Genomic DNA, 15,799 nt, shown 5'->3' on the forward strand with positions numbered 1-15,799 from the left:
TGAAGCTCTTGTCTGATGCGATTCGGCGGGAGGGAATGGTGTTACAGGCACCGGTCTGGCTTGAAGATGCCTGGGCGACCGGCGCCTCGTTGCTAGACAGCTTTACGCTGGAAGGTTGTTTTCTTGGACCCAGCGAAGGAGTCCTTCGCCTTGACGGAAGCGGTCGACGAGGAGGCGAGAGATTTGTCGCCGCCTTTTGCCTGAGCCGCTGCTTTTTCGCGTGCCGCCTGGAGCTTTTGTGCTTTGGGGCTTAGCCCGCGGGTCTTGACTTCTGCTGCTTTTGGAATGAAATCACTCATAGAGAGATCGTATAACGGTCGGATGGTTTCGAACAGGGCCTGGATTAGCCTCTGTCGTGCGTGGTGCTTGTAGGTTCGGAGTTATTTGCAGGGATGCGGCTTGACGCCGGACCAGGTCCAACTGCGGATCTTCCAGCCGCTGGGCTCTGCGTGCAGGACGAAGGTTGCCTGGCCTTCTTCGGCGATTGGTTTGCCGTGCTCCTTGTAGAGGTAGACGGTGGGGATGATGACGTAGGCGAGGTCGCCTTCGATTTCGGTGCGTGTAGGAGCGTCGTACTTCACAATGCCGTCGGTGACACCTGTGGCTGTTGCGTGTTTTTCGTAGTCGGCTGCCCATGCCTGTGCGGCATTGGGGCCGGTCCAACGGTGGGGAGAAAATTCGTCGGCGATGGTGATGTTGCCTTTTTCGTATGCTGCGTAGGCGGAGGCTGTGTCGCCTTTGTTGAAGCCGTCGACGAACTGACGTATCGGCAACATTACGTCTGCTGGGGAGCGGCGATTGCTGTGGCGGCCAGCAGTGACCTGTGAGTAGCGCGAGGATTGCTTTCTTCATGAAGAACTCCGATTGACGCTGCTTATTGCATCAAATCGTGGCCAGATGCGAAGAGATTACCAGATCGATTTGAGCTCCCAGACCTGGCCTTCGCTTTCGATCGGCTTTGCGTCGTCGGGGAAGATCTGGATTTGAAGATCGTTGGCGACAGGGAATACCAGGTCGGTCATGGCGATGGTTCCGTCCTGCGCGAAGGCTTCGACGGAGGATCGGTCGACGATCAGGGTGAGGTCGTAGGGGCGAGTGGTGACCAGGGGTGCTTTGGTCCGGGTGGGGAAGTCCGGACTGACGGCTGCGCCTGAGTGGGTGCGGTCGATGTAGAACTCTTTCTTGGCGGTGTCGAAAGCTACTTCGGTCCAGTGTTGCTGGTCTGAGAAGATCTTGAGACCGAAGACGGGTTCGACGGGATGGCCGAAGTGGATGCGGATCTCGAAGGGAGGCTGGACGGTGTGTCCACTTCCGTAGAGGGCAGAGGTGTTGGTGGAGAGGGCGGAGATCTCGTAATTTTTCGCTCGGAGGGGAGCGATGAGTGGATCCTGTTTGATGGCGAGGCCCGCGGCGTCGTTGATGAAGGAGAGACGGCGAGGGATACTCATCTGTCCTCGGTAGGGAAAGGTTGGGATCTTGGAGGCGTACTGCCAGTTGCTCATCCAGCCGATGAGGACTGGCTTCTGATCTTTGGGCAGGCCGTTGTAGCTGATGGCGCAGTAGTCGTCTTTGCCGTAGTTGGTCCAACCGTAGGAGCCGCGGAGGCGCGATTGGCGGAATGTTTTGCCGTCGAAGGTGCCGAGGAAGTACTGCTCGCCGGAGCCGCCTTGAGGGGCGCCGGGATTGAGGCCGACTTTGAGAGCCCACATGCTCGCTGCGCCGTTGGAGGAGGGGATCTGGAGGAGGTCAGGGCACTCCCAGTCGCCGTCGATGTCGCCGGTGGGGCCGAAGTCGCTGAGCTGGGTCCAGACTTTGAGGTTGGAGGAGGAGTAGAAGCGGATCTTGTGTTCTTTGGGCAGGGAGACGGCCATGACCCAGTGGTGCGCGATAGGGTCCCAACTGACGCTGGGGTCGCGGAAGTCTGACATTTTAAGATCGAGGACGGGGTTGCCGGGATACTGCGCCCAGTTGCGGCCCTTGTCGAGGCTGACGGCGAGGTTTTGGGTTTGGCGGATTCCTTCAGGAGTTTGGGTGTGGCCGGTGTAGATGGCGACGAGACAGTCGCCGTGAGTGCAGAAGCCGCTGGTGTTGCCGTGATCGACGACGACACTGCCGGTGAAGATCATGGTGTTGTCATGCTCGGGGATGGCGACGGGGAGCTCGTGCCAGTGGAGGAGGTCGGTGCTGACGGCGTGGCCCCAACTCATGTGTCCCCATTGGTCGCCGTAGGGGTTGTACTGGAAGAAGAGGTGGTACTCGCCCTGGAAGAAGACGAGGCCGTTGGGGTCGTTGGTCCAGTTTTCGGCGGGGGAGAAGTGGACTTGCGGGCGGTAGGGCTGGTCGTAGTCGGGATTCTGCGCGGCTAAGGGGAGTGCGAATAGAGTGAGAGTGGCGACGCAGCGGACTAATTTGCGAAAGAAACTCTTCACCGTTGGTGCTCCATTACAGATGGATGCGGTTCTGATGTTGAAGATATTCGCTATTGCAAAAAATATCTATTCGCCGAGGACACGGGTGAAGATAGCATCTACGTTTGCCAGCTGGCGGTTGTAGTCGAAGGCGCGGGCTAGTTTTTCGGGCGAGAGGCGGGCGGTGATGTCGGGGACTTTGGCAATCTCGTCGCGGAAGATGAGGTCATTCTTCCAGGAGTTCATGGCGTGGCCCTGGACGAGGCGGTAGGCATCTTCACGGGACATGCCGGATTCGGCGAGGTCGAGCAGGAGTTGCCCGGAGAAGATGAGGCCGCCGGTGGATTCGAGGTTCTTCAGCATGCGGGTTGGGTAGACGAGGAGCTTGGCGATTAAATTTTCTGTTTTCGCGAGGAGGTAGTCGGCGAGGATGGTGGAGTCGGGGAAGACGACGCGCTCGGCGGAGGAGTGGGAGATGTCGCGCTCGTGCCAGAGGGCTACGTTTTCGAAGGCGGTTTGTGCGTTGGAGCGGATGACGCGGGCGAGGCCGGAGATCTGTTCGCTGGTAATGGGGTTGCGCTTGTGGGGCATGGCGCTTGAGCCCTTTTGTTTTTCGCTGAAGAACTCTTCGGCCTCGCGGACTTCGGTGCGCTGGAGGTGGCGGATCTCGGTGGCGATCTTGTCTAACGTGCTGGCGAGGACGGCGAGGGTGGAGATGTAGGCGGCGTGGCGGTCGCGTTGAACGACCTGAGTCGCTATCGCGACTGGTTTGAGACCTAGTTGGTTACAAATTGCTTCTTCGTGCTCGGGCTTGAGATGGCCGAAGGTGCCGACCGCTCCGGAGAGCTTGCCTACGCGGAGGTCTTCGGCGGCGGCGTCGAAGCGGGTGAGGTTGCGCTGCATCTCGGAGTACCAGAGGAGCAGCTTGAGGCCGAAGGTGCTGGGCTCGGCGTGGATGCCGTGGGTGCGGCCGATGATGGGTGTGTGCTTGAACTCGAGGGCGCGCTTTTTCAGGGTTTCGGAGAGGGCTACGATGCCGGCGCGGATGATGGCGGATGCTTCTTTGATCTGGAGGGATTGTGCGGTATCGACGACGTCGGTGCTGGTGAGGCCGTAGTGGAGCCAACGGGAGTCTTCAGGGGAGTTGATGTGCTCGGCGACGGTGGTGGTGAAGGCGATGACATCGTGACGGACCTCGGCTTCGATCTCGTTGATGCGGTCGACGGTGAAGGCGCCCTTGTCGCGGATGGCGTCGGCAGCGGACTGGGGGACGAGGCCGAACTGGGCGAGGGCCTGGGAGGCGGCTACTTCGACGGTGAGCCAGCACTGATATTTGTTGCCGTCGGACCAGATGCGGCCAAGTTCGGGGCGTGTGTAGCGGGCGATCATGTGTTTCCTTCGAGAGGTTAACGGATATGTGTTGGTTGAATGGTCTTTTGAAGCATCACTACGATGAGCGGCTCAATCAACGGCTAGAACAAAGGGAACGGCAAATACAGGGATCCTTCACTTCGTTCAGGATGACGACCTTGATATGAATTGGCTAAAAACAAACTATTGATCCGGCGAATCAATAGTGGGTGGACAGTGCCCGCTATGGATTGGCGACGCCGAAGAGTTCGGACATTTCGTCATAGAGGAAGCCTTCGCCGGGTTTGTAGGGCTGGACCCATTTGCCATCGATGACGAACTGGGGGATAGCACGCTTGCCGGTGTTGGCGATGACCAATTCGGGGGCGCCGGGTGTGTTCTCGATGTCGATCTCTTTGAAGGGGATGTTGTGAGTTGTCAGAAAGCGTTTGGCTTCGCGGCAGTCACGGCACCAGGAGGCGGAGTAGACGGTGAGATCCATAGAGTTTTATTTTACCCGGTGGCTGGCCGGGGACGGGGATTGGCTGGATTAGAATCCCTGATATGTCGCAGCTTAAGGAGCTTCTGCTCGCGCATACCGGCTACTCTGCCTGGGGGACTCAGCAGGTTCTCGATGCTTGTGCGGCTCTTACCCCTGAGCAGCGGGAAAGAGGGATGGGAGCGTCTCATTCGAGCATTCTGCAAACCTTTCGCCATGTTTATGATGCGGAGCGAGTCTGGCTTCGCAGACTGGCGGAAGTTGATAACGAGAAGCTGCCGCGCGGTTCTGCTCCTGAGCATTCCTTTGAGGAGATTGTTCAGTTGTGGCCAGGATTGTGGGATGGGTATCGACGATGGATCGATGCTGCTTCTGAGGCGGACCTTACACTGGCACTCCTGACTGTCCTGCCTGACGACGCGCGTTTCTGTGTTCCCCGGTGGCAGATTGTGCTTCATGCGATCAACCACTCTACCTATCATCGCGGGCAGATCATCACGATGCTGCGGGCGTTTGATATTACGCCTCCGAATACGGACCTGACGGCTTACTACTCGACACGCTAGAGCTTTCCTGCCCGCTGCGCGCGGGGCGGCCACGTCGTGGCGTGTATACCCTTTTCTTGCAAGTTCATGCGGTGCTGCCCCCGTTGGTCGGGATGTGGATTCATTGCTCGTGGTAGTTGCGGATGAGACCGCCATCGACGTAATACGTGGAGCCGGTAACATAGGCGGCGTCGTCGGAGGCAAGGAAGAGAGCTACGCCAGAGACTTCGTCCGGCGTTCCCATGCGGCCAAGGGGGATGTTTTTGAGGAGGGCGTCGAGCTTCGGTTTGTCTTCCATCAGCTTGGTGTTGATGGGGGTGGCGATGGCCCCGGGGGCGATGTTGTTGATAGTGATGTTGAGTGGGCCGAGTTCGACGGAGAGGTTGCGCATGAGCGTACGCATGCCGCCTTTTGAGGCGCAGTAGGAGGAGAAGTTAGGGAAGGCGAGGTCCTCGTGGACAGAGGAGATGTTGATGATGCGGCCGGGGAGCTTTGCGTCGCGCAGGCGGCGGACGAAGGCCTGGGTGAGGAAGAAGGCGCCCTTGAGATTGACGTTTAGAACGGCGTCGTAGTCGGCTTCGGTGACGTCCCAGAAGGGCGCGTTTTTTTCGATGCCGGCGTTGTTGACGAGAATGTCGCAGCGGCCGAGTTGCTGGTAGGCCTGATTGACGAGGTTTTGCGTGTCGGCGAGGTTTGTGACATCGGCTCGGACGAGGATGGCTTTGCCGCCAGCGGCTTCGGCTTTAGACGCCGTCTCCTGAGACGTCTCGATGTTGTTGCGATAGTCGACGACAACGGTGGCGCCTTCGCTGGCGAAGCGGATGGCGATGGATTGCCCGATGCCGGAGCCGGAGCCGGTGACGATTGCGACTTTGCCTGCGAGACGACCTGACATTGACGGCTCCTATTTTTTTTGGGATTTTTTGCTGGCCGATTTCGTAGCGGTTTTCTGGGTTGCTTTCTTTGAGGCTTTCTTCGCTGCGGATTTTTTCGCGGGCTTTGTGGGTTCGGGTTTTTCTTTCGCGATGATTTTGGAGAGAAGTGTCTTCGCTTTTTCGAGTTCGGCGTGGCGTTCCTGGGTTAGGTTTTTGCCGGCGCGGTTGATGTAGAAGTTCAGCATCTGCATGCCGGAAGCTGGACCTTTGGGAGAGACTTTTTTTGTGGCGAGGGCTTTGGCAATGGCGGATGCGTTCTTTTTGAAGAGGCCCTCATCGGGATGGGTGGAGTCGGTGTCTACTTTTGCGGACCACTTCTTTGTTGTCGCCATGAGTGCCTCCTTCGCTGCGTCGCGGGTCGCTGCTTCGCTTTGTAGGATGCGGGCCTGAGACTTTTCCTGACGGCGTTTGCGAAAAAAAGCGGTGAGGAGGGTGCCGCACTCTTCGGAGAGGAGGTTGGAGGTGACTTCGACTTTGTGATTGAGTTGGGGGTGGTTCATGACGGAGAGGACTGAGCCGCAGGCGCCGGCTTTGGGGTCGGGGGCGGCGTAGACGAGGCGGGAGATGCGTGCGTGGAGGATAGCTCCGGCGCACATGGCGCAGGGTTCGAGCGTGACGTAGAGGGTGCAGTCTTCGAGGCGATAGTTGCGGAGATAGAGGCCAGCCTGGCGGAGAGCGACGATCTCGGCGTGGGCGGTGGGGTCGTTGTCGCGAAGGACACGGTTCTGACCGCGGCCGATGATTTTGTTTTGATGGACGACGACGGCGCCTACGGGGACTTCGCCGTTTGCTTCAGCGTCATTGGCTTCTGCGATTGCGTCGCGGAGGTAGGCTTGGTCGTTTTCGTGCGCAGAGGTCATTGCAGGCTAGTTTAGCTTTGCATCTACTCGTTTCGATCAATAGAGACTTGGGCCGGCTTCGACTTCGAGGGTATCGAGGAAGGTTTGCATGATCGCAATGCGTGGAGTTGCGAGGGCTTTGGAGGTTTCGAGAAGGAGCTGCGAGGGGAGGGTGGTGAGGTGTTTTTTGAGAGCTGTATGGGCTTCGGTGAAGGTTTCGAAGCGGGTGTCGCTGCCTAGCTTGGCGAGGGTGCGGGTGATACCGATGGCGCCGAGTTGCTCGAGGATGTCGGCGTCGCGGGCGATGGTGGCTTCGACGGTGAGTGGTTTGTCGTGGGGTTGATGGGTGCGGATCACTTCGAGGACGGCGGAGACTTTCTCTTCGGGGAAGCAGACTTCGGTGAGTAGCGCGGGGGCTTTTTCGATGACGTAGGCTACGTGGTCCCAGGTTTTGAGTGCGGCTTCGTCTTCGGGGCGATGGCCGACGAAGACTCCGAGGTCGTGGAGCCAGACTGCGGCGAAGACTACGTCGTCATCGTAGGTGAGGCCTTGGCCGATCTGTTGTGTGAGCGCGTAGAGGCGGGGCTGATGGCCGAACTTGTGGGTCGGCTTTGCGTGAGTCGCGATATAGGTTTCGAGGGCGTTGCGGTAGGACTGATCTTTCTTGTCCTGCGTGTCTTTTGTGTCTTTGATTTCTGTAGTCTCTGTCATGGTATTCATGCTGGTTCCTGTTGGGAGAGGCAGTGGAGCGTGCCGAGGCCCCAGACCAGGTCGACGGCGTGAATGCCGACGATCTCGCGGTCGGGGAAGCAGGCGGCGATGATGTTGAGGGCGTGGCGATCGTTGGGGTCGTTGAAGGTGGGGACCAGGACGAGCGAGTTTGCGATGTAGAAGTTGGCGTAGCTGGCGGGGAGGCGCTGGCCTTCGAAGGTGACCGGGGCGGGCATGGGGAGCTCGACTATTTCGAAGGGGTCGCCTGCGAGGTTGCGGAAGCTGCGGAGGCGATCGAGGTTTTCGGCGAGGGGCAAGTGGTTTTCGTCGTGAGTATTGGGCTCGACGGCGGTTAGGATCTTGTTTTCGGCGACGAAGCGGGTGATGTCGTCGACGTGGCCGTGGGTGTCGTCGCCGGCGCAGCCTTTGTGGAGCCAGAGAACTTTTTCGATGCCGAGGTAGTCGTGGAAGGCTTGCTCGAGGTGTTTGCGGGTTTCGGCTTCGTCGCCGAGGCCGGGGTTGCGTTTCTGGATTTCGCTGAGGTGGCACTCTTCGGTGGTGAGGAGGAGGCCGGCGCCGTTGGTGTCGATGCTGCCGCCCTCGAGGACGAGGCGGTGAGGTTTGCCGTTGGCGCCTTCGATCTCGGGTTTGAATTGGGACATGTCGTAGTGCTTGGCGACGTGCTGGGGGATCTGGTCGTCACGGTGCCAGTTGTCGTACTTGGCCCAGGCGTTGAACTTCCAATTGGTGATAGCGAGTTCGCCTGCGGCATTTTTGACGAAGATGGGGCCAGAGTCGCGGAGCCAGACGCGGTCGGTCTGCCAGTGATGGAAGTGAAGGCGGGCGAGGTTGGCTCCGGCGCGGCGGAGGAGGCCGGTGGCGCGGCGCTCGGCGTCAGTGTCGTTGACTAGAATATGGACATCTTCGACGCGGGAGAGATGACGGACGATCTCTCCGTAGACCCAGGGGATGGGTTGGAATTTGCTTGGCCAATCTTCAGCGTTGTGGGGCCAGCCGAGCCAGGTGGCGGCGTGGGGAGCCCACTCTGCGGGCATGCGGTAGTTGGTCGGCGTGTCGGTCGTGCGGCTCACCTGGCTGCTCCTTCTTGGGATGTACCCCTCCCCCGGGGTCAAAAAGTGTGCAAAGTCTTCCATCCACGCGGCTTAGGCTTGGACTTCCAAGGCGTTCAAGACACGGTAGCAGCCCTGCATCACGTTTGGATGAACTGGCGTGGGCTTCGGTCGCTTGTTCGCGAAAATAGCCCGCTGATTTAAGTATAGCTGTTTGGAGGCAACTGATACGCCACGCGAATGTGCTGGATTGACGCTGGTTTTATGTAGTTTTGGGGTTGACGGAGTTATGAGCTGCGCATCGATCGAGTCCTATTAAGAATCTTATGGGATGTGGTTGGTCGAGACGCGGAGAGCGTGTTGGATGCTGGCTCGACCATCCTTCATCATCAGGAGTTTTCATGCCGTTGTTTACAGTGACGATGAGATCCGGTAGAGCCGCTGACGAAAAAGACGCGATCTCCCGGGCCATACACCAAGCGAGCATCAGCGCGGGGTATCCCCACGACGATATGTTCCAACGTTTTTTTTGTCTTGAGCAGAGCGACCTGAAAGTTGATCTCAACTATCCTGGTTTGCCGAAACCTCGAACGGAGAAGGTGCTGATGATCGAAGTCCTTGTGTCGTCCGGGACTGACGCTGCCAGAAAGGCACGCCTGCTGGCGGCCTTAGTCGAAACTCTCGAAGGTGTTGGAACAGATCCGAACGACATCATGGTGTTCTTTGGGGAAGTTGATCGTGCCAGCAGTTCCTTCGGGGGCGGCCGACTCGCATCACCAGTCGTAACCGCCTAGTCGAGATGTGGGAGCGCGGCTATCCAGTCGAGCTCTACTGTTTGTAGATTGGGGCTCCCATGGGTGCGCCCGTGGCTCCGCCATCAATAACGATCTCAGTGGCCTGAATGAAAGAGGACTCATCCGAGGCGAGAAAGACGACGGCATTGGCCACTTCGAGAGGGTCGCCCATTCGTCCGAGAGGGATGCCTCTTTCGACAACCTTGTAGAGTGTGTCTCTATCTTCATGGGTGGTCACGACCGTATCCCATATAGGGGTATCCACCGCTCCTGGGGTGACCACATTGATTCGAATTCCACGTGGAGAAAGTTCGGAGGCCATCACGCGCGCCATGGTTCTGACGGCCGCTTTACTTGCTGCATAGGCAGACAGGCCCGGCCTGCCGTTCACATTCTGGACCGAACTGTTGAAGATGATGGAAGCGCCGTCGTTCAGATAGGGCAGACACTCCTGCACGATAAAGAAGGTCGAGGTTACATTGACGCTCAAAATCTCCTCGAACGTCTCGACCGAGGTGCTGCCGAGCGGGGTGAGGGGACCGATTCCGGCGTTCGCAAAGAGGATATCGAGATTGCCGAACCGCTCGACTGTTGCTGCGATAGCTTTTTTCATGGCTATGCGGTCTGTTACATCCGCTTTCATGACGAGGACCCCGGGCCCAAGTTCTTGTACGGCTGTTTCCAGCGTCTTCTGGTTTCTGCCAGTGATCGCGACGTTCGCTCCTTCTTCCAGGAACCGCTTCGCGGTGGCCAATCCGATGCCGCTGTTGCCACCTGTAATCAGAGCTACTTTTCCCATTAATCTCATCTGACTTCCTTTCTGACGCAGGAGCATATGCGTGTCTCCGCTACATCAGCTGGCCACCCAGGAGGCGGCCCTGCTAGATAAACACTTCTGTCGACTAAATATTCCCGCGCGTCCGCAGCGAGGACGGGGACGGGGCTCTAGTCGATGAAGCGGCTGGTGATGCCGTTGTAGGCGTCGATGCGGCGGTCGCGGAGGAAGGGCCAGTTGCGGCGGGTGTCTTCCTGGAGCTTGAGGTCGATCTCGCCGATTAGGATCTCTTCTTTGTCGTGGCTGGCTTGTGCGATGACGCGGCCGAATGGGTCGGCGATAAAGCTGCCACCCCAGAACTCCAGCCCGGATTGCGGGGTGTGGTCGCCGGGGCCGCGCATCTCGACGCCGTTGTGGATGACGTCGCCGTGTTCGTGGCCTACGCGGTTGACTGCACCGACGAAGACGCCGTTGGAGATGGCGTGGGCGCGCTGGGTGATCTGCCAGGCGGAGTACTGGGCGTCGCCGTACTCGGCTTTCTCAGAGGGGTGCCAGCCGATGGCGGTGGGATAGAAGAGCGTGTTGGCGCCGCGGAGTGAGGTCTCGCGGGCGGCTTCGGGATACCACTGGTCCCAGCAGACGAGTGTGCCGATGTCCCCCTGAGTGGTCTTCATGGCTTTGAAGCCTAGGTCGCCGGGGGTGAAGTAAAACTTCTCGTAGTAGAGCGGGTCGTCGGGGATGTGCATCTTGCGGTAGATGCCCTTGATGCTGCCGTCGGTTTCGAGGATGGCTGCGGTGTTGTGATAGAGGCCAGGGGCGCGGCGCTCGAACAGACTGGCGATGACGACTACTTTTTCTTCCTTCGCAATGGCGCTGAGGCGGGCGGTGGATGGGCCGGGGATGGACTCGGCGGTGTCGAAGAGGGCGTGCTCCTCGCGCTGGCAGAAGTATTGGGCGCGGAAGAGCTCGGGGAGGCAGATGACGTTGGCTCCGGCGCGGGCGGCTTCGCGGACACGATCGGCGGCTTTGTCGAGGTTGGCTGCGGTGTCGGGGACGCAGGACATCTGGATGAGGCCGATGCGTTTGTTGGTTTTGGTCTTGCTGTTCGTTGTCGTCATGTTGATCCTGTTCAAGTTTATAGGCGTTTGCGAGCCTCGTGAGGCTGCGGGCGCCCTGCTTATTTGCAGAACGTTAATGGGGCAGCAGGACACTGCTTGTTTGGGGGCGGTGTCCTGCTGCGGGACTATGATTTGCCGGGTGTGACTGGCACGGTGCGGGCGATTGGCTCGAGGCGGTTGGAGCTTTGGAAGGGAAGCATCCAGCCGGGGTACTCGGGTGGTAGGGCGCTGACCTCGTCGAGCTGCTTGAGCTCGTCGGCGGTGAACTTGAGGTCGACCGCGGCGATGTTGTCTTCGAGCTGGTCGATGCGTTTTGCTCCGATGATGATGGAGGTGACTACGGGCTTTGCCAAGAGCCACGCGAGAGAGATGCGGGCGGGACTGCAGTTGTGGGCTTTGGCGATGGGGGCCATGACGTCGAGAATGCGCCAGGTGCGCTCCTTGTCGACGATGGGGAAGTCGAACTCGGAGCGGCGTGAGTCGGCAGGGCGCTGGTTTTCGCGGGAGAACTTGCCGGAGAGGAGGCCGCCGGCGAGTGGGCTCCAGACGAGGAGGCCGGTCTTTTCGGCTTCGAGCAGGGGGACGAGATCTCGCTCGAGGTCGCGGCCGGCGATGGAGTAGTAGGCCTGAAGGGTGTCGAAGCGGGCGAGGTTTTTGAACTGGGAGATGGCGAGGGCCTTGGCAATCTTCCAAGCCTGCCAGTTGGAGACGCCGATGTAGCGGACTTTGCCTTGTTGGACGAGGGTATCGAGTGCGCGGAGGGTCTCTTCGATGGGGGTGATGGCGTCGTTGCCGTGGATTTGGTAGAGGTCGATGTGGTCGGTCTGGAGGCGGCGGAGGCTGGCGTCGACGGCGTCCATGATGTGGCCGCGGGAGGCGCCGACGTCGTTGCGGCCGGGGCCGGTGCGACCGAAGGCCTTGGTGGCGATGACTACGCTGCTACGAGGGACGTTGAGAGTTTTGAGGGATTGGCCGAGGGCCTTTTCACTCTCGCCTTCGGAGTAGACATCGGCGGTGTCGAAGAAGTTGATGCCGGCCTCGATGGAGGCCTTGATGAGCGCGTTGGCACCGGACTGATCGACGGTGCCGATAGCGCGGAAGAGTCCGGTGCCACCGTGGAAGGTCATGGTGCCGAAACACAGCGTGGAGACGAGAAGGCCGGTGTCGCCGAGAGTCTTGTATTGCATGGGGATCCTTTTGCCGAGAGGTTCGGGCACAGGTGATTAGACGTTATGACGGGGCTGCGTGATTCAAGGTGGGGAGATACGGGGGCTTTCCCTTGACTTTTCGCGATTGCAGCTTTTTTGTCGGTGAATTTTCTGTTAGTTTTGAGTTGTAGAGCGGTCAGATCACGGTCAGGCACGCCCTCTTCCAATCACCTAAAAACATCTTTCCCAGTAGTTGCAGCAAGACGTGTATCTCATTGCAGAAGGAGTGTTATTTTGAGCGAATTTCGTGATTTTCTGGAGCTTTCCTACGGCGAACTCGAGGACCTGAACCTGGCGGCGAAGGAGCAGCGCAGGAAGCGTGTTGCGGCCGATGTGATTCGGGAAGAGCGGTTGAAGTACCTGACGGACGAGAAGCGGATCAAGGCTGTGACGGTTCTGTTCAGCGACCTTGAAGGCCGTCTGCACATGCTGGATTACGACAAGAAATTTCTAGTGAATAGTTACGACAACCTGACATTTGATGGCTCGTCGATTCGCGGATTTACGGCACAGCGGGAGAGCGATCTGCGGCTTGGGATCGACTGGACCGCGTTTTACTGGGTGCCGGCGGATGTGTTTGGCGCGGGTAAGGTGATGGTGTTCGGCGAGGTGATCGATAAGAACGGCGCGACGTACAGCGCGGATATTCGCGGAGTGCTGAAGCAATTCTCGCAGGAGCTGTTCGATAAGCAGGGCTATACGCTGAATGCGGCAAATGAGATTGAAGGGTTCCTGTTCGAGGGAATCGATGCGGAGCGGAGCTATCACGAGACGAACACCTTCGAGTATGTGAATAAGGGTGGGTACTATCATTCTCTGCCTGGCGATCCGCTGCGAGAGTTTATCGACACGACGGCCGAAGTGCAGCGGGCGATGGGCTTCGAAAATGAGAAGGACCATCCTGAGGTTGCGCCTTCGCAGTTTGAGATTAATTACAGCTACGGAGAAGTGGTGGCTGCGGCGGATCAGATTCAGCTCTATAAGCTGATCTGTCGGCAGGTCGCGACGCAGATGGGCATGACGGCGAGCTTTCTGCCGAAGCCGGTTGTGGGCGTGAATGGCAGCGGCATGCACACCAATGTCTCGATTACGAAGGGCGGGAAGAATCTTTTCTGGGACCCCAAGGGCGAGGAGAAGATTTCAAAGTTGGCATGGCAGTTTACCGATCGCATTCTGACGCATGGCAACGATATTTGCCTGCTGTTGAATGCGAGTGTGAATGCTTATCGTCGACTTGATCCACACTTCGAGGCGCCGAATCAGATCAAGGCTTCGGCTACTGATCGTGGATCGATGGTGCGGATTCCGATTGGCAATGAGAAGTCGGCGCGGGTTGAGGTGCGTTCGGTTGGGCCGGATGCGAATCCTTACCTGGTGCTGTACTCGATCTTCAAGAGCGGATTGCATGGCGAGACTTCGAGGATCAAGAACCTGCGGCAGGCGGAGCGGTATCTGCCGGATAACGTCTACACGGCTCTGGAGAACTTCCGCGGTGCAGAGTGGACAACTACATTGCTAGGTGAGGATGTGAAGGGGCGCTATGCGGATCTGAAGCAGGCTTCGGCGGATCGGTGTGCTCGGTTGTTGGGAACTATTGTGAAGGCACCTGAGGTGCAGTTCCATCATGATGTTTACAATCAGTTGCTCTGGAATAACTTCTAAAGCGAGATGAAAAATTGGGAAGGGCCGGTGAGTGTTCATCGGCCTTTTTCTTTCTAATAGGCATGGGAGAGGGTGCGTGCTAGAGTTCATAGCGATATGAACGTTCGGGCCTTGTTCTCTTTTGTGGTATTTGGATCATTGCTGATTGGTTGCGGTGGGGGAAGTACACCGGCGGTTGTAAGCCCATTGGCGGGAAATTGGCTTCTTGTAGGGCCGATGCCGACGAATGAGTTCTCGCTTCCTCCTGCTCCTCCTCAACCGAGTCCGGTAAGACTTGCGATGACCTTCGATGTAACGGGCGACCAAGTGATCGCGGGAGGTTTCGGTAATAGTTTCTGCGACAACAGTCAGGGGTCGTTCGCTTTTAGGGGCGTGGCATCAGGGATTCTTGCTAAGGATGGGACCTTTACGGCGACTCCGGCAAACAATTCTGCTGAAGCGATATTGATCAAGGGTACGGTTCCTCAGAAAAATGGAGAGCCCTGGTCCGGCAGTTACACGGTGTCTTTGAGTGGCCCAGGTACGCCTGCATGTGTTGCAAATCTTTCAGGAATATTCACAGCGACATCGTTTCCATTGGTGAGTGGAATCTATGTTGGAACCGGGAGCTTGCTGACTGGTCCGACTGGCGTTCCGAAGGCAGTGCCAGTGACACTTCAAGTGACATTGCAGCAGGGCGGTATCGTGACGAATCCCGGGAACGGAGCGGCTTCGAATTATTTCAGCAACGCTTTGCTCACAGGCAGTATCAAGGTACAGGGATCTCCTTGTTTCAGTTCGGGCGCGACGCAATCCGCGCCTGCGAGCAGTGTCATCGGGAACATGGTGAATGCAAGATTCCTGATGGATGATGGCTCTACGCTTCTCCTTGAGGGCCCGTTGACCGACGTTACGGAAGCCCATATTTCTACGGGCATCATTGTGGTCCAGGGAGGGAACTGCGGCAGTACCACTAATACTATTTTCCTCCCTGGGTTGGATCGTCAGGGTTGATTTGATCAATGGATGACTGGGCTTTTCGTTGACACAGTGATTGTGCTGTTGCATTCTGCTGCTGTTGTTCGGACGGAGGGTTTTCTGTTGGAGACGGAACGATCTTCGTTGTTTGCTCCTGCCGCGGTTGTTGGAGTCTGTTTGCTTCTGGGATTGGTGGCGGGTGGGTGGATTCTGGGGTCGGAGATTAAGGAGATCAGGCTGGCTGACCGGTATGTGACGGTGAAGGGGCTCGTGGAGAGAACCGTGAAGTCCGACATGGCGACCTGGCCGGTGAGTTTCAAGGAGGCAGGAAATGACCTTCCGCAGGTGTTTGCCAAAAGTGAAGCGGATAAGACGGCGGTGCTGAAGTTTTTTGCGGGGCAGGGGATTGCGCCCGGAGAGATCACCGTGGGGCAGATTAAAGTGACCGACAAACTGGCGAATGAGTATGGCGGGAACAACACGGGGCCGCGATACATCGTGGAGCAGACGGTGACGGTGCAGTCGAAGGATGTGGACAAGATTTCGAAGGCAGGGCAGAAGACGGCGGACCTGGTGCAGGCGGGGATCGTTGTGGGTGGCACGAATGGGCAGCAGGGTGGGATTCGATATGAATTTACAGGGTTGAATGCGCTGAAGCCGGACATGATTACCGAGGCGACTCGGAATGCGCGAGCTTCGGCAGACCGGTTTGCGGCGGACTCGGGGAGCCAGGTTGGGTCGATTCGTTCGGCGAACCAGGGAGTGTTTTCGATCTCCCCTGCGGGGAGTGGGGCGGCGCCTGATGAGGGTGGTGGGGGCGGAGATGCGGACGCGAGCATCATGAAGAAAGTGCGTGTGGTTTCGACGGTCGATTATTATCTTGTTCGATAAACGAACTGTTGTGCCGCATACCGTTTGCCACTCGTCT

At 58.2% G+C, this 15,799-nt stretch carries 17 protein-coding genes; 5 read left to right on the forward strand and 12 right to left on the reverse strand.

Features of this window, described 5'->3' with window-relative positions; genetic code table 11:
* Positions 1 to 92: 92 nt before the first annotated feature.
* The 5 genes from HDF14_RS07835 to HDF14_RS07855 all read right to left on the reverse strand — a co-directional run bounded on the left by HDF14_RS07835 (position 93) and on the right by HDF14_RS07855 (position 4,260).
* Entirely contained in the window at positions 93 to 299 is a 207-nt protein-coding gene (locus HDF14_RS07835; RefSeq protein WP_183975204.1) for a hypothetical protein, read from the reverse strand.
* Positions 300 to 380: 81 nt separating this feature from the next.
* A complete protein-coding gene (locus tag HDF14_RS07840; protein WP_183975206.1) occupies positions 381 to 776 on the reverse strand; it encodes a nuclear transport factor 2 family protein in 396 nt (131 codons plus the stop codon).
* Between the two features lie 132 nt (positions 777 to 908).
* Complete coding sequence (locus HDF14_RS27170) at positions 909 to 2,429, reverse strand: glycoside hydrolase family 32 protein (protein WP_313899516.1); 1,521 nt, start codon at positions 2,427 to 2,429, stop codon at positions 909 to 911.
* A 66-nt stretch (positions 2,430 to 2,495) separates the two neighbouring features.
* The gene (purB, locus tag HDF14_RS07850) at positions 2,496 to 3,797 is read right to left on the reverse strand and encodes an adenylosuccinate lyase (protein WP_183975208.1); all 1,302 of its coding nucleotides are present in this window, start codon (positions 3,795 to 3,797) and stop codon (positions 2,496 to 2,498) included.
* Between the two features lie 205 nt (positions 3,798 to 4,002).
* A complete protein-coding gene (locus HDF14_RS07855; RefSeq protein WP_183975210.1) occupies positions 4,003 to 4,260 on the reverse strand; it encodes a glutaredoxin family protein in 258 nt (85 codons plus the stop codon).
* Positions 4,261 to 4,322: 62 nt separating this feature from the next.
* Between HDF14_RS07855 and HDF14_RS07860 the strand changes: the two genes are divergently transcribed.
* Complete coding sequence (locus HDF14_RS07860; RefSeq protein WP_183975212.1) at positions 4,323 to 4,823, forward strand: DinB family protein; 501 nt, start codon at positions 4,323 to 4,325, stop codon at positions 4,821 to 4,823.
* A gap of 100 nt (positions 4,824 to 4,923) precedes the next feature.
* On the opposite strand, the gene HDF14_RS07865 is transcribed toward HDF14_RS07860, so the two are convergent.
* The 4 genes from HDF14_RS07865 to HDF14_RS07880 are packed head-to-tail and all read right to left on the reverse strand — an operon-like array spanning position 4,924 to position 8,342.
* On the reverse strand, positions 4,924 to 5,697 hold the full coding sequence (locus HDF14_RS07865; protein ID WP_183975214.1) for an SDR family NAD(P)-dependent oxidoreductase: 774 nt from the start codon (positions 5,695 to 5,697) through the stop codon (positions 4,924 to 4,926).
* A 9-nt stretch (positions 5,698 to 5,706) separates the two neighbouring features.
* Complete coding sequence (gene tadA, locus HDF14_RS07870; protein ID WP_183975216.1) at positions 5,707 to 6,597, reverse strand: tRNA adenosine(34) deaminase TadA; 891 nt, start codon at positions 6,595 to 6,597, stop codon at positions 5,707 to 5,709.
* A 36-nt stretch (positions 6,598 to 6,633) separates the two neighbouring features.
* Positions 6,634 to 7,296, reverse strand: coding sequence for an HD domain-containing protein (locus tag HDF14_RS07875; RefSeq protein ID WP_260698110.1), 663 nt, complete (start codon positions 7,294 to 7,296; stop codon positions 6,634 to 6,636).
* Complete coding sequence (locus HDF14_RS07880; protein WP_260698141.1) at positions 7,293 to 8,342, reverse strand: agmatine deiminase family protein; 1,050 nt, start codon at positions 8,340 to 8,342, stop codon at positions 7,293 to 7,295. Before HDF14_RS07880 ends, HDF14_RS07875 begins: the two co-directional genes overlap by 4 nt.
* Positions 8,343 to 8,758: 416 nt before the next feature.
* On the opposite strand from HDF14_RS07880, the gene HDF14_RS07885 reads away from it, so the two are divergent.
* Positions 8,759 to 9,151, forward strand: coding sequence for a tautomerase family protein (locus HDF14_RS07885; RefSeq protein WP_183975220.1), 393 nt, complete (start codon positions 8,759 to 8,761; stop codon positions 9,149 to 9,151).
* Positions 9,152 to 9,185: 34 nt separating this feature from the next.
* Here the strand turns inward: HDF14_RS07885 and HDF14_RS07890 are convergent, their stop codons facing one another.
* From HDF14_RS07890 to HDF14_RS07900, 3 genes are all read right to left on the reverse strand, one after another.
* Entirely contained in the window at positions 9,186 to 9,959 is a 774-nt protein-coding gene (locus tag HDF14_RS07890) for a glucose 1-dehydrogenase (protein WP_183975222.1), read from the reverse strand.
* Between the two features lie 137 nt (positions 9,960 to 10,096).
* Positions 10,097 to 11,044: a carbon-nitrogen hydrolase gene (locus HDF14_RS07895; protein WP_183975224.1), complete on the reverse strand. Its 948-nt coding sequence runs from the start codon at positions 11,042 to 11,044 to the stop codon at positions 10,097 to 10,099.
* A 125-nt stretch (positions 11,045 to 11,169) separates the two neighbouring features.
* Entirely contained in the window at positions 11,170 to 12,231 is a 1,062-nt protein-coding gene (locus HDF14_RS07900; RefSeq protein ID WP_183975226.1) for an aldo/keto reductase, read from the reverse strand.
* 252 nt (positions 12,232 to 12,483) lie between these two features.
* Here HDF14_RS07900 and HDF14_RS07905 point away from each other — a divergent pair, with 252 nt between their 5' ends.
* From HDF14_RS07905 to HDF14_RS07915, 3 genes are all read left to right on the forward strand, one after another.
* Positions 12,484 to 13,914: a glutamine synthetase family protein gene (locus HDF14_RS07905; RefSeq protein WP_183975572.1), complete on the forward strand. Its 1,431-nt coding sequence runs from the start codon at positions 12,484 to 12,486 to the stop codon at positions 13,912 to 13,914.
* A 216-nt stretch (positions 13,915 to 14,130) separates the two neighbouring features.
* The gene (locus HDF14_RS07910) at positions 14,131 to 14,907 is read left to right on the forward strand and encodes a hypothetical protein (protein WP_183975228.1); all 777 of its coding nucleotides are present in this window, start codon (positions 14,131 to 14,133) and stop codon (positions 14,905 to 14,907) included.
* Between the two features lie 12 nt (positions 14,908 to 14,919).
* A complete protein-coding gene (locus tag HDF14_RS07915; protein WP_260698111.1) occupies positions 14,920 to 15,762 on the forward strand; it encodes an SIMPL domain-containing protein in 843 nt (280 codons plus the stop codon).
* The last annotated feature ends 37 nt before the right edge of the window (positions 15,763 to 15,799 follow it).

Origin of the sequence: Tunturiibacter gelidiferens (assembly GCF_014201335.1) — a bacterium.
Classification (GTDB): Bacteria; Acidobacteriota; Terriglobia; order Terriglobales; family Acidobacteriaceae; genus Edaphobacter; species Edaphobacter lichenicola_E.

Bases quoted from the DNA above. Each gene is read 5' to 3' on its own strand.
- HDF14_RS07835 (WP_183975204.1), bottom strand. From the start codon at position 299: ATGAGTGATTTCATTCCAAAAGCAGCAGAAGTCAAGACCCGCGGGCTA.
- HDF14_RS07840 (WP_183975206.1), bottom strand. From the start codon at position 776: ATGTTGCCGATACGTCAGTTCGTCGACGGCTTCAACAAAGGCGACACA.
- purB (WP_183975208.1), bottom strand. From the start codon at position 3,797: ATGATCGCCCGCTACACACGCCCCGAACTTGGCCGCATCTGGTCCGAC.
- HDF14_RS07855 (WP_183975210.1), bottom strand. From the start codon at position 4,260: ATGGATCTCACCGTCTACTCCGCCTCCTGGTGCCGTGACTGCCGCGAA.
- HDF14_RS07860 (WP_183975212.1), top strand. From the start codon at position 4,323: ATGTCGCAGCTTAAGGAGCTTCTGCTCGCGCATACCGGCTACTCTGCC.
- HDF14_RS07865 (WP_183975214.1), bottom strand. From the start codon at position 5,697: ATGTCAGGTCGTCTCGCAGGCAAAGTCGCAATCGTCACCGGCTCCGGC.
- tadA (WP_183975216.1), bottom strand. From the start codon at position 6,597: ATGACCTCTGCGCACGAAAACGACCAAGCCTACCTCCGCGACGCAATC.
- HDF14_RS07875 (WP_260698110.1), bottom strand. From the start codon at position 7,296: ATGAATACCATGACAGAGACTACAGAAATCAAAGACACAAAAGACACG.
- HDF14_RS07880 (WP_260698141.1), bottom strand. From the start codon at position 8,342: ATGCCCGCAGAGTGGGCTCCCCACGCCGCCACCTGGCTCGGCTGGCCC.
- HDF14_RS07885 (WP_183975220.1), top strand. From the start codon at position 8,759: ATGCCGTTGTTTACAGTGACGATGAGATCCGGTAGAGCCGCTGACGAA.
- HDF14_RS07890 (WP_183975222.1), bottom strand. From the start codon at position 9,959: ATGAGATTAATGGGAAAAGTAGCTCTGATTACAGGTGGCAACAGCGGC.
- HDF14_RS07895 (WP_183975224.1), bottom strand. From the start codon at position 11,044: ATGACGACAACGAACAGCAAGACCAAAACCAACAAACGCATCGGCCTC.
- HDF14_RS07900 (WP_183975226.1), bottom strand. From the start codon at position 12,231: ATGCAATACAAGACTCTCGGCGACACCGGCCTTCTCGTCTCCACGCTG.
- HDF14_RS07910 (WP_183975228.1), top strand. From the start codon at position 14,131: ATGCCGACGAATGAGTTCTCGCTTCCTCCTGCTCCTCCTCAACCGAGT.
- HDF14_RS07915 (WP_260698111.1), top strand. From the start codon at position 14,920: ATGACTGGGCTTTTCGTTGACACAGTGATTGTGCTGTTGCATTCTGCT.